Genomic DNA, 18704 nt, shown 5'->3' on the forward strand with positions numbered 1-18704 from the left:
AATGCTTGACTTTTAAATAAAGTGTGATAGAATGAATAGTGTAAACGATAACAGGAGGTGACTCGGTGTTAAAAACAGAGCGGAAGCAACTGATTTTAGAGGAGTTAAATCAACATCATGTAGTTTCTCTAGAAAAATTAGTTAGTTTGCTAGAGACCTCAGAATCAACGGTTCGAAGAGATTTGGATGAGTTGGAAGCGGAAAACAAGCTTCGTCGCGTACATGGTGGAGCAGAATTGCCTCACTCTTTGCAGGAAGAAGAAACCATTCAAGAAAAATCTGTCAAAAACCTTCAAGAGAAGAAGTTGCTGGCTCAGAAAGCAGCCTCTCTCATCAAGGAACAAGATGTCATCTTTATCGATGCTGGAACAACAACTGCTTTTTTGATTCATGAATTGGTCAATAAGAATGTTACAGTCGTGACCAACTCGATTCACCATGCCGCACAGTTGGTTGAAAAGCAGATTCCAACTGTCATGGTTGGAGGAAGTGTCAAGATGGCAACAGATGCTAGCATCGGGGGCGTTGCTCTTAACCAGATTAACCAATTGCACTTTGATCGTGCCTTTATCGGGATGAATGGTGTGGACGATGGCTATTATACAACTCCTGATATGGAAGAGGGTGCTGTGAAGCGCGCTATTTTAGAGAATGCCAAACAGACCTATGTCTTGGTTGATTCGTCAAAAATTGGACAAACTTGCTTTGCCAAGGTAGCACCACTCAAACGAGCTATTGTTATCACAAGTCAAGGGCATGAGCTCTTGCAGGCTATTAAGGAGAAAACGGAGGTAATAGAAGTATGATTTATACAGTCACACTCAATCCATCCATTGACTATATCGTTCGTTTGGACCAAGTCCAAGTCGGTAGTGTCAATCGAATGGATAGTGATGATAAGTTTGCTGGAGGGAAAGGAATCAATGTCAGTCGTGTCTTGAAACGCTTGGATATTCCAAATACAGCGACTGGATTTATCGGAGGTTTTACTGGTAAATTTATCACAGATACTTTGGCTGATGAAGCAATCGAGACACGTTTTGTCCAAGTGGCAGAAGATACTCGTATCAATGTTAAAATCAAAGCAGACCAAGAGACAGAAATCAACGGAACGGGTCCAAATGTGGAACCAGCTCAGCTAGAAGAATTGAAAGCTATTTTGTCTAGTCTGACAGCAGATGATACGGTGGTGTTTGCAGGTTCGAGTGCTAAGAACCTAGGCAATGTTATCTATAAGGATTTGATTGCATTGACACGCCAGACTGGTGCGCAAGTGGTTTGTGACTTTGAAGGACAGACCTTGATTGATAGTTTGGACTACCAGCCACTTTTGGTTAAACCAAACAATCACGAACTTGGAGCTATCTTTGGAGTGAAACTTGAAAGTTTAGATGAAATCGAGAAATATGCTCGAGAATTGTTAGCTAAAGGTGCTCAAAACGTTATCATCTCTATGGCTGGGGATGGTGCCCTTCTTGTAACATCCGAGGGAGCATACTTCGCCAAACCTATCAAGGGAACTGTGAAAAATTCAGTCGGAGCTGGTGACTCTATGGTTGCTGGATTTACCGGTGAATTTGTCAAATCAAAAGACGCAGTAGAGGCCTTCAAATGGGGAGTGGCTTGTGGGACAGCAACTACTTTCTCTGACGACTTGGCAACTGCAGCATTTATAAAAGAAACTTATGAAAAAGTTGAGGTAGAAAAACGATGAAAATTCAAGACCTATTAAGAAAAGATGCCATGTTGCTGGATTTGCAGGCGACTGAAAAAACAGCAGCTATCGAAGAGATGATTCATAGCTTGGTAGATCATGGTTATGTGACGGATTTTGAAACCTTTAAAGAAGGGATCTTAGCGCGTGAAGCTCTCACTTCCACTGGTTTGGGTGACGGAATTGCTATGCCACACAGCAAAAATTCTGCTGTCAAAGAAGCAACAGTTCTCTTTGCAAAGTCAAACAAGGGTGTTGACTATGAAAGCTTGGATGGGCAACCAACAGACCTCTTCTTCATGATTGCAGCTCCAGAAGGTGCCAATGATACTCACTTGGCAGCCTTGGCAGAATTGTCTCAATACTTGATGAAAGATGGTTTCGCTGACAAACTTCGCCAAGTAACATCTGCAGATCAAGTTATCGAACTATTTAACCAAGCTTCAGAAAAAGCTGAGGAGCCTGTCCAAGCACCTGCTAATGACTCTGGTGACTTTATCGTAGCTGTTACGGCTTGTACAACAGGGATCGCTCACACTTACATGGCTCAAGAAGCCCTTCAAAAAGTAGCTGCTGAAATGGGTGTTGGTATCAAGGTTGAAACCAATGGTGCTAGCGGTGTTGGGAACCAATTGACTGCAGAGGACATCCGCAAGGCTAAAGCTGTTATCATCGCAGCGGATAAGGCAGTGGAAATGGATCGTTTTGATGGTAAACCTTTGGTTAACCGTCCAGTTGCAGACGGTATCCGTAAGACAGAAGAATTGATCAACTTGGCTCTTTCTGGGGATGCTGAAGTTTATCGTGCTGCTAATGGAGCAAAAACTGCAACAGCATCTAATGAAAAACAAAGCCTTGGTGGTGCCTTCTACAAACACTTGATGAGTGGTGTATCTCAAATGTTGCCATTCGTTATCGGTGGTGGTATCATGATTGCCCTCGCCTTCTTGATTGACGGTGCTTTGGGTGTGCCCCAAGATAGTCTTGGCAATCTCGGATCTTACCATGAGCTAGCTTCTATGTTCATGAAAATCGGTGGTGCAGCCTTTGGCTTGATGCTTCCAGTCTTTGCTGGTTATGTAGCCTACTCTATTGCTGAAAAACCAGGTTTGGTAGCTGGCTTTGTGGCTGGTGCAATTGCCAAAGAAGGTTTTGCCTTTGGTAAAATCCCTTATGCAGCAGGTGGTGAAGCAACTTCAACTCTTGCAGGTGTCTCATCCGGTTTCCTAGGTGCCCTTGTTGGTGGATTTATCGCAGGTGCTTTAGTTCTTGCTATCAAGAAATACGTTAAAGTTCCTCGTTCACTTGAAGGTGCTAAATCAATCCTTCTCTTGCCACTTCTTGGAACAATCTTAACAGGATTTGTCATGCTAGCTGTTAACATCCCGATGGCAGCAATCAACACTGCGATGAATGACTTCCTAGGCGGTCTTGGAGGCGGTTCAGCTGTCCTTCTTGGTATCGTTCTTGGTGGAATGATGGCTGTTGATATGGGTGGTCCAGTTAATAAAGCGGCCTATGTCTTTGGTACAGGTACGCTTGCAGCAACTGTTTCTTCAGGTGGTTCTGTAGCCATGGCAGCAGTTATGGCTGGAGGAATGGTGCCACCACTTGCTATCTTTGTCGCAACCCTTCTTTTCAAAGATAAATTTACCAAAGAAGAACGTAACTCTGGTTTGACAAACATCATCATGGGCTTGTCATTCATCACTGAAGGAGCGATCCCATTTGGTGCAGCAGACCCAGCTCGTGCGATCCCAAGCTTCATTCTTGGTTCAGCAGTAGCAGGTGGACTCGTTGGTCTTGCAGGAATCAAACTTATGGCGCCACACGGAGGAATCTTCGTTATCGCTCTAACTTCAAATGCCCTTCTCTACCTTGCCTCTGTCTTGGTTGGCGCAATTGTAAGTGGTGTGGTTTATGGTTACCTACGCAAGCCACAAGCATAAAATGGATTAGAATAGAAAGATTGTTACCATTTGGTGCAATCTTTTTCTCTATTCGAAATGGCTGTGAAATATGGTATAATAAAAGAATGGCAAACAAGAATACTACAAAAACAAGACGGAGACCGTCTAAAGCAGAACTCGAAAGAAAACAGGCTATCCAGAGGATGTTGATTTCCTTAGGAATTGCCTTATTGTTGATTATTGCAGCCCTTAAACTCGGTGCAGCAGGTGTCACACTTTACAATCTCATTCGACTGGTGGTTGGAAGTTTGGCCTATGTGGCTATAGGCGGCCTCCTCATTTATCTTTTTCTATTTAAATGGATCCGCAAGCAAGAGGGACTTCTATCAGGATTTCTCTGTATCTTCGCTGGCTTGCTCTTGATTTTTGAGGCCTACTTGGTTTGGAAATATGGTTTGGAGCAATCAGTTCTAAAAGGGACCCTGTCTCAAGTTATGACGGACCTGACTGGTATGCGAGTGACTAGCTTTGCTGGTGGAGGCTTGCTTGGTGTTGGACTCTATATCCCCATATCCTTTCTTTTCTCCAATATCGGATCGTACTTTATTGGATTCCTCTTGATTCTAGTTGGGGCACTCTTGGTTAGTCCTTGGTCTATTTATGATGTTGCAGCCTTTATTGGAGCTCAGTTCAGATCCTTCATGGAAAAACAGGAACAGAGAAAACAGGAACGCTTCATCAAGAGAGAAGAAGAGAAGGCTCGTCAAGAAGCTGAAGAAGTCGCCAGAATTCAGAGAGAACAAGAAGAACAGGATGCATTACCGCTTCCTCCTGTAGATCCTGAAACGGGAGAAATCTTATCAGAGGTACCAGACTACGATTTCCCCCCAATTCCTGAGGAAGAATGGATCGAACCGGAGATTATCCTCCCTCAAGCTGATTTTGACGTTCCAGATGTGGAAGAAGATTTTGAGGATGAAGAGGTGCAGGTTGATTTTTCTGCTAAGGAAGCCCTTGAATACAAGCTACCAAGCTTGCAACTCTTTGCGCCAGATAAACCCAAAGATCAGTCCAAGGAAAAGAAGATTGTTCGAGAAAATATCAAAATCCTAGAAGAAACCTTTGCCAGCTTTGGTATCAAGGTGACGGTGGAACGGGCTGAAATCGGCCCATCAGTAACCAAGTATGAAGTCAAGCCAGCAGTTGGTGTACGGGTTAACCGTATTTCCAATCTGGCAGACGACTTAGCGCTGGCTCTTGCGGCCAAGGATGTTCGGATTGAGGCTCCAATCCCTGGTAAATCCTTAGTCGGAATTGAGGTTCCTAACTCTGAAATTGCGACCGTTTCCTTCCGTGAACTCTGGGAACAGTCTCAGACTAAACCAGAAAATCTCCTCGAAATTCCTCTAGGTAAGGCTGTCAATGGAACGGCTCGAACCTTTGACCTTTCCAAGATGCCCCACCTACTCGTTGCAGGTTCGACGGGATCAGGGAAGTCAGTCGCAGTTAACGGTATTATCGCTAGCATTCTGATGAAAGCAAGACCCGACCAGGTCAAGTTTATGATGGTGGATCCAAAGATGGTTGAGTTATCGGTTTACAATGACATTCCTCACCTCTTGATTCCAGTTGTGACCAATCCACGCAAGGCCAGCAAGGCCCTGCAAAAGGTTGTGGATGAGATGGAAAATCGTTACGAACTCTTTGCTAAGGTTGGAGTACGAAATATCGCTGGTTACAATGCCAAGGTCGAGGAATATAATAGCCAATCTGAGTACAAACAAGTACCGCTGCCTTTGATTGTTGTCATTGTGGACGAGTTGGCAGACCTCATGATGGTGGCTAGCAAGGAAGTGGAAGATGCCATCATTCGTCTCGGACAGAAGGCGCGTGCTGCAGGGATTCACATGATTCTCGCAACGCAACGTCCATCGGTTGATGTCATCTCTGGTCTTATCAAGGCCAATGTCCCATCTCGTGTGGCTTTTGCAGTTTCATCAGGTACAGATTCACGAACCATCTTGGATGAGAATGGAGCAGAAAAACTGCTTGGTCGAGGAGATATGCTCTTTAAACCAATTGATGAAAATCATCCAGTCCGTCTGCAAGGCTCCTTTATCTCGGATGATGATGTTGAACGTATCGTAAACTTCATCAAGGCTCAGGCAGATGCGGACTACGATGAAAGCTTTGACCCAGGAGATGTTCCTGAAAATGAAGGAGATTTTTCTGATGGTGAAGCTGGTGGCGATCCGCTTTTTGAAGAAGCCAAGGCTTTGGTTATCGAAACCCAGAAAGCTAGTGCTTCGATGATTCAGCGTCGTTTGTCAGTTGGATTTAATCGTGCGACCCGCCTTATGGAAGAACTCGAAATGGCAGGTGTCATCGGTCCAGCTGAGGGAACCAAACCACGAAAAGTATTGCAACAATAAAAAAATAGCTTCTTTCCAAATTTGGAAAGAAGCTATTTTGGTGATTACTGGTTCGTTTTAGTTTCAGAACTCGTCGTATTTGACTGTGTTCCGTTATCGCTTGTTTCTTTATTTGTAGCTGGTGTAGAAGAGTCCTGAGTTGTTGTTTTCTGCTCTTCTTTTTTCTCCTCTTTCTTGTTGGATTGAGAAGTTTCTTCCTGCGAGGTATTTTCTTTAGTAGAAGTGTTGTCCCTGTTAGGAGTAGTATTTTCCTGAGGGGATTCTTTTTGAATTTCCTTGACAACAGTTGTTTGGGTTGTCGTCGGTTCTTTTTTGTTGTTTTTGTTATTATCCATGGCGTTCATAATGGTGATAGTAGCGGTGATTAGGCCAAGGATACTACCGATGGTAGCAATCGTTTTTTGAAAGACAGTAAATCCCTTTTTGATGTGTTCTGTTTTTGGTTTTGAAGTTCTACGATAGTTAGACATGATACTCTCCTTTAATTATGATTTATTATACCTCATTTCTTTAAAAAAATCTTAAAAAAAGAGAAACCTCCCTTTCTTGTCGCAGGTCTCTTTTCGTGATACAATAGAAGGAGTGATTTTAGAAAGCGTGAGAAAACATGATCTACTTTGATAATTCGGCGACAACCAAGCCTTATCCTGAAGCACTTGAAACTTACATGCAGGTCGCTTCAAAAATTGTAGGAAATCCATCTAGTCTCCATCGTTTGGGAGATCAGGCAACACGAATTTTAGATGCTTCCCGGCAGCAAATTGCAGATTTGATTGGGAAGAAGAGTGATGAAATCTTCTTTACCTCTGGTGGAACAGAAGGAGATAACTGGGTCATCAAGGGTGTGGCCTTTGAAAAAGCCCAGTTTGGCAAGCATATCATCGTATCAGCTATTGAGCATCCAGCAGTCAAGGAATCAGCCCTTTGGCTGAAAAGTCTAGGTTTTGAGATAGATTTTGCTCCAGTTGATGAGAAAGGATTTGTGGATGTTGAAGCATTAGCAGATTTGATACGTCCTGATACGACTCTCGTCTCCATCATGGCTGTGAACAATGAAATTGGCTCTATCCAGCCTATTGAGGCTATTTCGAAACTGTTAGCAGATAAGCCGACCATTTCCTTCCATGTTGATGCAGTTCAGGCACTCGCTAAGATTCCGACTGAAAACTATCTGACAGACCGAGTGGATTTTGCGACCTTCTCAAGTCATAAGTTTCATGGTGTCAGAGGTGTTGGATTTGTCTATATCAAGTCTGGTAAGAAAATTACGCCTCTTTTGACAGGTGGTGGTCAAGAGCGTGATTATCGTTCGACAACTGAAAATGTGGCAGGGATTGCAGCGACAGCCAAGGCCCTCCGTTTGTCTATGGAAAAGTTAGCTATCTTTGCTAGTAAGACAGGGCAGATGAAGGCAGTCATTCGTCAAGCCCTTCTGGATTATCCAGATATTTTTGTCTTTTCAGATGAGGCAGACTTTGCCCCTCATATCCTGACTTTTGGGATGAAGGGGGTTCGTGGAGAAGTCATCGTTCATGCATTTGAAGACTATGATATTTTCATTTCCACAACCTCTGCTTGTTCGTCCAAGGCAGGGAAACCTGCAGGCACCTTGATTGCCATGGGAGTGGACAAAGATAAGGCCCAGTCAGCTGTTCGCCTAAGCCTAGACTTGGAAAATGATATGAGTCAAGTCGAGCAGTTCTTGACCAAGCTAAAATTAATTTACAATCAAACTAGAAAAGTAAGATAGGAGCATTTATGCAGTATTCAGAAATTATGATTCGCTATGGAGAATTGTCAACCAAGCACAAAAATCGTATGCGTTTCATCAATAAACTTCGTAATAATATTTCGGACGTTTTGTCCATCTATCCCCAAGTTAAGGTAACCGCAGATCGCGACCGTGCCCACGCTTACCTGAATGGAGCTGATTATACAGCAGTATCAGAATCTCTCAAACAAGTTTTTGGGATCCAAAATTTTTCTCCCGTTTATAAGGTTGAAAAGTCTGTAGAAGTTCTGAAATCTGCTGTCCAAGAGATTATGAAGGAAATCTACAAGGAAGGGATGACCTTTAAAATCACTAGCAAGCGTAGCGACCACAACTTTGAATTGGACAGCCGTGAACTCAATCAAACTCTTGGTGGAGCTGTTTTCGAGGCTATTCCAAACGTGCAAGCTCAGATGAAAAATCCAGATATTAATCTTCAAGTTGAGATTCGTGAGGAAGCGGCCTACCTTTCCTATGAAACCTTCCGTGGAGCAGGAGGATTACCTGTGGGAAGTTCTGGTAAAGGCATGCTCATGTTGTCAGGGGGTATTGATTCACCCGTGGCAGGTTATCTAGCTCTTAAACGAGGGGTAGATATTGAGGCCGTTCACTTTGCCAGCCCACCATATACTAGTCCTGGTGCCCTTAAGAAAGCCCAAGATTTGACCCGCAAATTGACCAAGTTTGGGGGCAATATCCAGTTTATCGAGGTGCCTTTCACAGAGATTCAAGAGGAAATCAAGGCTAAAGCGCCAGAAGCCTACCTTATGACCTTGACACGTCGTTTTATGATGCGCATTACCGACCGTATCCGTGAGGTACGAAATGGTTTAGTCATCATTAATGGGGAAAGTCTTGGCCAAGTAGCTAGCCAGACCTTGGAAAGCATGCAGACTATCAACGCTGTGACTAGCACTCCAATTATTCGTCCCGTGGTTACGATGGACAAGTTGGAAATCATTGACATCGCGCAGGAAATCGATACCTTTGAAATTTCAATCCAGCCTTTTGAAGACTGCTGTACTATTTTTGCACCTGATCGTCCTAAGACCAATCCTAAGATAGAGAATGCAGAGCAGTATGAAAAACGCATGGATGTTGAAGGCTTGGTTGAGCGAGCAGTGGCAGGTATCATGATTACTGAAATCACTCCCCAGGTTGAAAAAGATGCTGTCGATGAGTTAATTGACAATCTCCTCTAATCAGAAAATCCAGAAGAATTCAGAAAAATAAATGAAAAAAGTTAGTTATTTATCCTTAAAATGGACATTTACTGACTTTTTTTCTATTTTTATGGTATAATAAGATAAAATTTTGAATATAGAGAGTTTTCTGACAATGAATCATTCCTACTTTTATTTAAAAATGAAAGAACACAAACTTAAGGTTCCTTATACAGGAAAAGAGCGTCGTGTGCGTGTGCTCCTGCCAAAGGACTACGAGAAAGACACAGACCGTTTTTACCCTGTTGTTTACTTTCATGATGGGCAAAATGTCTTTTACAGCAAGGAGTCTTATATCGGACACTCTTGGAAGATTATTCCAGCCATTAAACGAAATCCAGACATCAGCCGCATGATTGTCGTTGCCATAGATAATGATGGCATGGGACGGATGAATGAGTATGCGGCTTGGAAATTTCAAGAATCTCCTATCCCAGGCCAGCAGTTTGGCGGTAAGGGTGTGGAGTATGCCGAGTTTGTCATGGAGGTGGTCAAGCCTTTTATCGATGAAACCTACCGTACCAAAGCTGATCGCCAGCACACGGCTATGATTGGTTCGTCACTAGGAGGCAATATTACTCAGTTTATCGGACTAGAGTACCAAGACCGAATTGGTTGTCTAGGTGTCTTCTCATCTGCTAACTGGCTTCACCAAGAAGCCTTTAACCGCTATATCGAGCGGAAGAAATTGTCGCCCGAACAGCGCATTTTCATCTATGTAGGAACAGAAGAAGCAGACGATACGGACAAGACCCTAATGGCTGGCAATATCAAGCAAGCCTATATCGACTCGTCGCTTCGCTATTACCGTGATTTGATTGCAGGTGGAGTAGGCTTGGATAATCTGGTCTTGAAAGTTCAGTCTGGTGCCATCCATAGTGAAATACCTTGGTCGGAAAATTTGCCAGACTGTCTCCGATTTTTTGCAGAGAAATGGTAAGTTAGGAAAGGAGAAAGCCAATGCATATTGAAAACCTCAGCCACTGGAGTGGCAATCTCAACCGTGAAATGTACCTCAACCGTTATGGACATGCTGGGATTCCAGTTGTTGTTTTTGCTTCATCTGGTGGCAGTCACAACGAATACTATGATTTTGGCATGATTGATGCCTGTGCTTCATTTATAGAGGAAGGGCGAGTCCAGTTCTTTACGCTCTCCAGTGTGGACAGTGAGAGCTGGTTGGCTACTTGGAAAAATGGTCATGACCAGGCGGAGATGCATCGTGCCTACGAACGCTATGTGATTGAGGAGGCCATTCCTTTTATCAAGTATAAGACAGGTTGGTTTGATGGCATGATGACGACAGGTTGCTCGATGGGGGCCTATCATGCACTCAATTTCTTTCTTCAGCATCCAGATGTCTTTACCAAGGTAATTGCCCTCAGTGGTGTTTACGACGCGCGTTTCTTTGTTGGCGATTACTACAATGATGATGCTATTTACCAAAACTCGCCTGTAGATTATATCTGGAATCAAAACGATGGCTGGTTTATTGATCGTTACCGTCAGGCAGAAATCGTCGTTTGTACGGGCCTTGGTGCCTGGGAACAAGACGGTCTACCATCTTTCTACAAGCTTAAAGAAGCCTTTGACCAGAAACAAATTCCAGCCTGGTTTGCTGAATGGGGACACGATGTCGCCCACGACTGGGAATGGTGGCGTAAACAAATGCCCTATTTTCTTGGACACCTGTATCTATAAAAGGAGTTGCCTATGAATTACCTTGTTATTTCTCCCTACTATCCGCAAAACTTCCAACAGTTTACCATCGAGCTAGCCAATAAAGGCATCACCGTTTTGGGAATTGGTCAGGAGCCCTACGAACAACTTGATGAACCTTTGCGCAATAGCCTGACTGAGTATTTCCGTGTAGATAATCTTGAAAACATAGACGAAGTCAAGCGTGCTGTTGCCTTTCTGTTCTACAAGCATGGACCAATCGACCGCATCGAGTCCCACAATGAATACTGGCTTGAGCTGGATGCAGCACTTCGTGAGCAATTCAATGTTTTTGGTGCCAAACCAGAGGATCTCAAAAAGACCAAGTTTAAGTCTGAGATGAAGAAACTTTTCAAAAAAGCAGGTGTCCCTGTGGTACCTGGTACTGTTATCCAGACGGAAGCAGATGTGGATAAAGCAGTGAACGAAATCGGTCTACCAATGATTGCCAAACCTGACAATGGAGTGGGAGCGGCAGCAACCTTTAAGCTTGAGACAGAAGACGATGTAAATCACTTTAAGGCTGAATGGGACCATTCAACCGTGTATTTCTTTGAGAAATTTGTCACTTCTAGCGAAATCTGCACCTTTGACGGACTTGTGGACAAGGATGGCAACATCGTCTTTTCAACGACTTTCGATTATGCCCATACACCACTTGATCTGATGATCTATAAGATGGACAATTCCTACTATGTGCTCAAGGATATGGATCCCAAACTGCGTAAGTATGGCGAGGCCATTGTCAAGGAATTTGGTATGAAAGAGCGCTTTTTCCATATCGAGTTTTTCCGTGACGGGGACGACTACATTGCCATTGAGTACAATAACCGTCCTGCAGGTGGCTTTACCATTGATGTTTACAATTATGCCCACTCTTTTGACCTCTACCGAGGTTATGCGGCTATCGTAGCAGGAGAGCCGTTCCCTGGTTCATATTTTGAACCCCTCTATTGCTTGGCGACTGCTCGGCGTTTAAGTTCACATTATGTTTACTCAGAAGAGGAATTACTAGCTAAATACCAAGGAGGTTTTAAGGCTAAGAAAATCATGCCAGCAGCCTTTGCAGAGTTACAAGGAGATATTCTCTATATGTTGACAACTCCAAGTCGTGAGGAGCTGGATCAGATGTTAGCAGACTTTGGTCAACGTCAAGAATAACGATTAGGATGAAAGGTGTTTGACCCCTTTTGTCCTTTTCTTAAAGATAAGTTAAATAAAGCGTTTTCCATAGATTCTTTTAGAAAAGATATTGCTAAAAGGGCTAAAAATTGATAGAATAAGGATTGTCTAAAAAAATTTAAGGAGAATCTATCAAATGGATTTTACATGGGCTATTAAATATGCCACAGAATTCTTGGGAACTGCTATTTTGATCATTCTTGGTAATGGTGCAGTTGCTAACGTTGAACTTAATGGTACGAAAGGTCACCAAAGTGGCTGGCTCGTTATCGCGGTTGGTTATGGTATGGGGGTTATGATCCCAGCTTTGATGTTTGGTAATGTATCTGGTAACCACATCAACCCAGCTTTCACTCTTGGACTTGCTGTTAGTGGACTTTTCTCTTGGGAGCAAGTACCATATTACATCCTAGCACAAGTTTTGGGAGCAATCTTTGGTCAAGCTTTGGTTGTAGCGACTCACCGTCCTTACTACTTGAAGACAGAGAACCCTAACAATATCTTGGGTACCTTCTCAACAATTTCAAGCATTGACCACGGTACAAAAGAATCACGTTTTGCAGCTACTGTTAACGGCTTCCTCAATGAGTTTGTAGGTTCATTTGTTCTTTTCTTTGCAGCACTTGGTTTGACTAAAAACTTCTTTGGTGCAGAGGTTCTTCAATACATGAAACAAATGGCTACTCAAGCTGGACAAACTGTTGATTTAAGTGAATTGGCAGTGAAAGCTCAAGTAGCTCCACATACAGCTGCTGGGATCTCAGTTGCACACTTGGCACTCGGTTTCCTAGTGATGGCTTTGGTAACTTCACTCGGTGGACCTACTGGACCTGGTTTGAACCCAGCTCGTGACTTTGGACCACGTCTTCTTCACGAACTCCTTCCAAAATCAGTTCTTGGTCAACACAAGGGTGATTCAAAATGGTGGTATGCATGGGTTCCAGTTGTAGCTCCAATTGCAGCGGGTATTGCGGCAGTAGCACTATTCAAACTACTTTACCTATAAGAAATGAAACTGGGGTATCCCAGTTTTTTTGTTATAAAATTTCTAAATAAAATAGATATGGCTTGTAAAATATTCGAAAATCCTTTAAAATAAAAGAGTTGGAGGAATTTATGAATGTGAATGAGATTGTTCGGATCGTTCCGACTTTAAAAGTTAATAATCGAAAATTAAATGAAAGATTTTACATTGAAACCCTGGGGATGAAACCTTTGCTGGAAGAGTCTGCCTTTCTTTCCTTAGGTGATCAGACAGCTACGGAGAGATTGATTTTAGAAGAGGCTCCAAGCATGAGAACACGCAGAGTTGAAGGGCTTAAGAAGCTAGCTAGACTCTTGATAAAGGTTGAGAATCCTTCTGAAATCGAGGCCCTTCTTTCTCAAATGAAGTCTCTTCCTCGCTTATTTAAAGGTAACCGTGGGTATGCTTTTGAGATTGTTTCACCTGAAGAGGATGTGATTCTTGTTCATGCGGAAAATGATGTAAGAGATCTGGTACCACTGGAAACCGCTCCTGAATTTTATTCAAATACAGGTATAAAATACGTGAGCCAATTTGAGGTTTCTATGGAGTTGCGTTTGCCTGAAGGGACAGAAAGTTTACTTGATCCTGAAGGAGTAGCGCCAGCAATTACCTTTACTAAAGGGCAAGGACCAGATTTGGCTGTTGAAAACAATGTCACTTGGGACCTGACGATGTTAAAATTTTTAGTCAAGAATTTTGATCTAATCAGTCTTCGTCAGAAATTTGAGGGCACAGACTATTTTATTCCAAAGTCGGAAAAATTCTTCCTCGGTAAAGATACCAATAACATTGAATTGTGGTTTGAAGAAGCATGAAGTGGGAAAAAATTCTAAGAAAAATAGAAAATCAAATTGAGGCAGGGATTTATCCCGGGGCCTCTTTTGCGTATTATAAGGATGGTGAATGGAAAGAGTCTTATCTAGGATTGAGTGATCCAGAAAGAGACTTGAAGACAGAAAGTGGTTTGGTTTATGATCTAGCCAGTGTGAGTAAGGTCGTGGGAGTGGGGACGGTTTTGACCTTCTTGTGGCAGCAGGGCACATTCGATATTGAGCGACCGGTAACGGATTTTTTACCGGAGTGTGATTATCCTGATATCACTATACGGCAGCTTCTGACCCATGCCACAGACTTGGACCCCTTTATTCCCAATCGAGACAAGTTAAGGGCAGAGGAATTAAGAGAAGCCATGTTTCACCTCAACAGACGAAATCAGTCAGCCTTCCTATACTCGGACGTTCACTTTTTACTCTTAGGATTTCTTTTGGAAAAAATCTTTGACCAAGACTTGGATCAGATTATAGAAGAACAAGTTTTGGAAGCATGGGGGATGAAGGAGACCAAGTTCGGCCCCGTTGAGCAAGCTGTACCAACAGTGAGAGGAGTAGAGGCCGGAATCATTCACGATCCCAAAGCCCGTCTATTAGGGAAACACGCTGGAAGTGCTGGTTTGTTTTCGACTGTTAAGGATTTGCAGATCTTTCTGGAACATTACTTGAAAGATGATTTTGCTGCAGAATTGAGCCGAAATTTTTCTCCTTTAGATGATAAGGAGCGTTCGCTAGCTTGGAACCTGGAGGGCGCCTGGCTCGACCATACGGGCTATACTGGTACCTTTATCATGTGGAATCGAGAGAAACAAGAAGCGGCTATCTTTTTATCCAATCGAACGTATGAGAAGGATGAGCGTGCCCAGTGGATAGTTGACCGAAACCAAGTCATGGAAATGATTCGTCAAGAAGAGTAGGGGGAAGCATGTCAAAAATCGTAAAAGGAACTCTGTATACAGTAGTAGCAGGAATTGCTTGGGGCTTGTCTGGAACCAGTGGCCAATACCTGATGGTACACGGGATTTCCGCTCTAGTCTTGACCAATTTGCGACTTATCATTGCAGGCTTGGCACTGGTGTTCTTATCCTACGTGACTGCAAAGGATAAACTCTATGCTTTTTTAAAAGATAGAAAAAGTCTGCTATCTCTGTTGCTATTTGCAGTGTTCGGACTTTTCTTAAACCAGTTTGCCTATCTTTCTGCCATTCAGGAGACCAATGCTGGAACAGCGACAGTTCTCCAGTATGTGTGCCCCGTTGGGATCTTGGTTTATACCTGTATGAAGGATAGGGTAGCACCGACACTGGCTGAGATTATTTCGATTGGATTGGCTATAGGAGGAACCTTTCTGATTGCGACGCACGGGGAACTTGACCAGTTGTCTGTCACACCCCTAGGTCTGTTCTGGGGCCTCTTTTCAGCCTTGACCTATGCCCTCTATATCATCCTTCCTATTGCTTTGATTAAGAAGTGGGGTAGTATTTTGGTGATTGGTGTCGGGATGGTTATTTCTGGTGTAGTGGCTCTTCCTTTCACAGGAGTCTTACAGGCCAGCATACCGACTAGCTTAGATTTTCTCTTTGCATTTGCTGGGATTATCATCATCGGAACGGTCTTTGCCTATACAGCTTTCCTAAAGGGAGCTAGTCTGATAGGCCCTGTTAAGTCTAGTTTATTAGCTTCCATAGAACCAATTTCTGCCGTTTTCTTTGCCTTTCTGATTATGAAGGAACAGTTTTATGTGATTGATTTTGTCGGTATGGCTATGATTTTACTAGCCGTGACCATTATTTCATTGAAAGATTTACTGTTGGAAATAAAGAGTAAGTAATAAAAAAATCCACTCAATCGAGTGGATTTTGTATGTATAGATGATTAGTCTTTATTTTCGTGTGGCAAGATTAAGTTCAAGATGATTCCTGTCATGGCTGATAAAGCAGTACCTGAAAGTGTAACTGGCCCAAGTTTGAGGATGGCTCCACCAAGTCCAAGTACCAACATGGCACTAGCAATGATGAGGTTACGCATTTGACTGAAGTCAACGCGCTCTTTAATCAAAACTTTTAGACCGTTGCTGGCGATAACTCCGTAGAGAAGGATGGACATGCCACCAAGCACAGCATTTGGAATGGTTGAAATCAAGGCAGTGAATTTACCTAGGAAGCTAAGAGCAATGGCGATGAAGGCCGCGTTACGGATAACAGAGACAGAAGCGATACGAGTCATCCCGATAACTCCTGTATTTTCGCCGTAGGTCGTATTAGCTGGTCCACCGAGGAAGGCAGATACAGATGTCGCGATACCGTCACCGAGAAGCGTACGGTGAAGTCCTGGTTCTTTTAGGAATTGACGGCCACAGATTTGGCTCAAAACGGTGTGGTCTCCGATGTGTTCTGAAATGGTTACAATAGCGATCGGCAAGATGGCGATTGTTTCAGGACCGAAGTACAAGTTGTACTCTTTAAAGGCTCCACCTGTACTAAATGGCAAGTAGAAACCAGGGACTTCAAACCAGTTGGCTTGAAGTACTGGGGTAAAGTCAACCAAACCAAGAAGCATTGCGAAAATGTACCCACCGATGATGGCAAAGAGGAAAGGAATGATACGAAGGAAACCTTTTCCTTTTGTATTGATAAAGGCGGCAATCAAGAATGTAACAACGGCTACAAGAGCGTTCTTCCAGTTTCCGTCTGCTACAAGTCCAGCATTCGTTACAGCAGAACCAGCAAGACCAAGACCGATAACGATAATCATAGGTCCGATAATGATTGGTGGCAAGAGTTTATCAATCCATTTCGTACCTGCAAAACGAACACTTGCTGCTACAAGAACATAGACCAAACCAGTCAAGATTACCCCCGTTTGAGCAGCAGAGACATCGCCTCCCATTTCTTTCATGGCTAGAGACATAGCTGTGATAAAGGCGAATGAAGAACCTAGATAAACTGGAACCTTAAAGCCAGTAGAAATCATGTAGATAAGTGTTCCAATACCGGAAGCGAAGAGAGCAACCGATACGGGCATTCCCAAAATTAAGGGAACGAGAATGGTTGCGCCAAACATGGCAAATACGTGCTGGAAGCTTAGAAGAATACCTTTACCAGCAGAAGGACGTTGATCAACGTCTAGTAACAAGTCAACAGTTGATTCCTGTTTCATAAAAACCTCACTTTTGGGCACCAAAAAAGAGCCCATTATTTTGCAGCAATAGGCCCTCAGAGTAAGACTTTTTAAAAAATAGCTATCTTTTAAAAATTTATATAAATCTGCGCCTTCGTCACCTCACAGGATGACATTAAAAACCTTTGCTTAGGATAGTATAGCAGAAAAAATTCGTTTTGTAAACGAATTTTTCCCGAGCCTAGAAATGTAAGAGCGAGGTTCGTTTTGTAAACGAATTTTTCCCGGTCCCGGAAATGCGAGAGCGAGGTCCGTTTTGTAAACGAATTTTTCCCGAGTCTAGAAATGTGAGAGCGAAGTTGATTTTGTAAATGGTTTTCTGAATTTTAAACAAGGGGGCACCATTGTTTAAAGTGGGCGTTTGTTGGGCATGCCAGCCTTACGTGGATATTTATTTGGGGTTTCTTTTTTCTTTTCGACCACAGTGATGTAGCGCGGATCTCCATTTGGCAGAGCATAGCTGAGGTTGTCCTCTACCTTACTAAAGAGGAGGTTGAGGGCATTCTTGGCTTCTAGCAATTCCTCAGGAGCATTGCTGGCCTTGAGTGCCAATAGTTTTCCGCCGACTTTAAGATAGGGAATGGTCAGCTCAGACAAAACCTGCATACGGGCAACCGCACGAGCCGTCACCATATCAAACTGGGCACGGAAGTTCTTGTCTTGGGCAAAGTCTTCTGCCCGTCCATGGTAGAAGTGAACACCATCCAAATCCAACTCTTGAGCCAAAAGTTGAAGGAAGTTAATGCGCTTATTGAGCGAATCAATGATGATCACATCTAACTGAGGATAGAGGATTTTCATGGGTAGACTAGGAAATCCTGCCCCAGCCCCGATATCAAGAAGTTTGATAGTTTCATTTGAAATCAAGCCTTGCAGAATAGGTGCAATCGAATCATAAAAATGTTTGAGATAAACCTCTTCCTTGTCTGTAATAGCGGTCAGGTTAATCTTTTCATTCCACTCGACCAAGAGTTCAAAATACCGTTCAAATTGGTTCTTTTGCTGGTCCGAAAGTGGAAGATTTTGCTCAGCTAGTAGGCTGTAAAATGTTTCTGGTTTCATAGTAGTTTCCTTCTCTAGTATCATCTTATTTTACCATATTCATTAAAATTTTGATATACTGGTAGTAATCTAAAAGCAGAAAGGAATAAGATTATGACTTGGATTATTCTTGGAGTTTTGGCTCTGATTGTTATTTTTGTGATTGTTAGCTATAACGGTTTGGTTAAAAATCGTATGCAGACCAAGGAGGCTTGGAGCCAGATCGATGTTCAGTTGAAGCGTCGTAATGATCTCCTCCCAAACTTGATTGAAACAGTCAAAGGCTATGCGAAATATGAAGGTTCTACCTTGGAAAAAGTGACAGAACTTCGAAGACAAGTAGCCGCAGCAACTTCACCAGCTGAAGCTATGAAGGCCAGTGATGCCCTTACCCGCCAGATTTCTGGTATCTTTGCAGTAGCAGAGAATTACCCAGACTTGAAAGCTAGTGCTAACTTTATCAAATTACAAGAAGAGTTGACCAATACTGAAAATAAAATTTCTTACTCACGCCAACTCTACAACAGTGTTGTCAGCAACTACAATGTAAAACTTGAAAGTTTCCCAAGCAACATCATCGCAGGACTATTTGGATTTAAAGCTGCAGACTTCCTTCAAACACCTGAAGAGGAAAAGGCAGTTCCTAAAGTTGACTTTAGCGGATTAGGTGACTAA

The 18704-nt window shown here is 43.0% G+C and carries 17 protein-coding genes; 14 read left to right on the forward strand and 3 right to left on the reverse strand.

From position 1 onward, the window contains the following. Window positions 1–65 precede the first annotated feature (65 nt). The 4 genes from B7720_RS06770 (at window position 66) to B7720_RS06785 (ending at window position 6056) form a co-directional block, all read left to right on the forward strand. Window positions 66–806, forward strand: a complete 741-nt coding sequence (locus B7720_RS06770) for a DeoR/GlpR family DNA-binding transcription regulator (protein WP_000920654.1) — start codon at window positions 66–68, stop codon at window positions 804–806. After that, the gene (gene pfkB / locus B7720_RS06775) at window positions 803–1714 is read left to right on the forward strand and encodes a 1-phosphofructokinase (protein ID WP_084853923.1); all 912 of its coding nucleotides are present in this window, start codon (window positions 803–805) and stop codon (window positions 1712–1714) included. The genes B7720_RS06770 and pfkB overlap by 4 nt, the downstream gene beginning before the upstream one ends. After that, window positions 1711–3663 carry a PTS fructose transporter subunit IIABC gene (locus tag B7720_RS06780; RefSeq protein WP_084857195.1) on the forward strand — a complete coding sequence of 651 codons (1953 nt, stop codon included), beginning with the start codon at window positions 1711–1713 and terminating at the stop codon, window positions 3661–3663. The genes pfkB and B7720_RS06780 overlap by 4 nt, the downstream gene beginning before the upstream one ends. A gap of 86 nt (window positions 3664–3749) precedes the next feature. Beyond that, entirely contained in the window at window positions 3750–6056 is a 2307-nt protein-coding gene (locus B7720_RS06785) for a DNA translocase FtsK (protein ID WP_084857197.1), read from the forward strand. A gap of 44 nt (window positions 6057–6100) precedes the next feature. On the opposite strand, the gene B7720_RS06790 is transcribed toward B7720_RS06785, so the two are convergent. Continuing rightward, window positions 6101–6526, reverse strand: coding sequence for a DUF6556 family protein (locus B7720_RS06790; protein ID WP_084857198.1), 426 nt, complete (start codon window positions 6524–6526; stop codon window positions 6101–6103). A gap of 137 nt (window positions 6527–6663) precedes the next feature. Here B7720_RS06790 and B7720_RS06795 point away from each other — a divergent pair, with 137 nt between their 5' ends. From B7720_RS06795 to B7720_RS06835, 9 genes are all read left to right on the forward strand, one after another. Further along, the gene (locus B7720_RS06795) at window positions 6664–7806 is read left to right on the forward strand and encodes a cysteine desulfurase family protein (RefSeq protein ID WP_084857200.1); all 1143 of its coding nucleotides are present in this window, start codon (window positions 6664–6666) and stop codon (window positions 7804–7806) included. Window positions 7807–7814: 8 nt separating this feature from the next. Continuing rightward, on the forward strand, window positions 7815–9029 hold the full coding sequence (gene thiI / locus B7720_RS06800; RefSeq protein WP_084857202.1) for a tRNA uracil 4-sulfurtransferase ThiI: 1215 nt from the start codon (window positions 7815–7817) through the stop codon (window positions 9027–9029). Window positions 9030–9165: 136 nt separating this feature from the next. Next, the gene (locus B7720_RS06805) at window positions 9166–9990 is read left to right on the forward strand and encodes an alpha/beta hydrolase (RefSeq protein WP_001016816.1); all 825 of its coding nucleotides are present in this window, start codon (window positions 9166–9168) and stop codon (window positions 9988–9990) included. 20 nt (window positions 9991–10010) lie between these two features. Further along, window positions 10011–10751, forward strand: coding sequence for an esterase family protein (locus B7720_RS06810; protein WP_084857204.1), 741 nt, complete (start codon window positions 10011–10013; stop codon window positions 10749–10751). 12 nt (window positions 10752–10763) lie between these two features. Beyond that, a complete protein-coding gene (locus B7720_RS06815) occupies window positions 10764–11930 on the forward strand; it encodes an ATP-grasp domain-containing protein (RefSeq protein ID WP_084857206.1) in 1167 nt (388 codons plus the stop codon). A gap of 157 nt (window positions 11931–12087) precedes the next feature. Then, window positions 12088–12957, forward strand: a complete 870-nt coding sequence (gla, locus tag B7720_RS06820) for an aquaglyceroporin Gla (RefSeq protein ID WP_084857207.1) — start codon at window positions 12088–12090, stop codon at window positions 12955–12957. A gap of 110 nt (window positions 12958–13067) precedes the next feature. Beyond that, window positions 13068–13793 carry a CppA N-terminal domain-containing protein gene (locus tag B7720_RS06825; RefSeq protein WP_084857209.1) on the forward strand — a complete coding sequence of 242 codons (726 nt, stop codon included), beginning with the start codon at window positions 13068–13070 and terminating at the stop codon, window positions 13791–13793. Next, entirely contained in the window at window positions 13790–14725 is a 936-nt protein-coding gene (locus B7720_RS06830; protein ID WP_084857212.1) for a serine hydrolase domain-containing protein, read from the forward strand. The genes B7720_RS06825 and B7720_RS06830 overlap by 4 nt, the downstream gene beginning before the upstream one ends. Before the next feature lie 8 nt (window positions 14726–14733). Continuing rightward, window positions 14734–15639: a DMT family transporter gene (locus B7720_RS06835; RefSeq protein ID WP_084857214.1), complete on the forward strand. Its 906-nt coding sequence runs from the start codon at window positions 14734–14736 to the stop codon at window positions 15637–15639. 44 nt (window positions 15640–15683) lie between these two features. Here the strand turns inward: B7720_RS06835 and B7720_RS06840 are convergent, their stop codons facing one another. Further along, the gene (locus B7720_RS06840; protein WP_162281774.1) at window positions 15684–16967 is read right to left on the reverse strand and encodes a uracil-xanthine permease family protein; all 1284 of its coding nucleotides are present in this window, start codon (window positions 16965–16967) and stop codon (window positions 15684–15686) included. 369 nt (window positions 16968–17336) lie between these two features. Beyond that, entirely contained in the window at window positions 17337–18050 is a 714-nt protein-coding gene (gene rsmG / locus B7720_RS06845) for a 16S rRNA (guanine(527)-N(7))-methyltransferase RsmG (protein WP_084857218.1), read from the reverse strand. 93 nt (window positions 18051–18143) lie between these two features. Between rsmG and B7720_RS06850 the strand changes: the two genes are divergently transcribed. Then, entirely contained in the window at window positions 18144–18704 is a 561-nt protein-coding gene (locus B7720_RS06850; protein ID WP_000219838.1) for a LemA family protein, read from the forward strand.

The sequence above is a fragment of the Streptococcus oralis subsp. oralis genome, assembly GCF_002096455.1.
In the GTDB taxonomy this organism is placed as follows: domain Bacteria; phylum Bacillota; class Bacilli; order Lactobacillales; family Streptococcaceae; genus Streptococcus; species Streptococcus oralis_CY.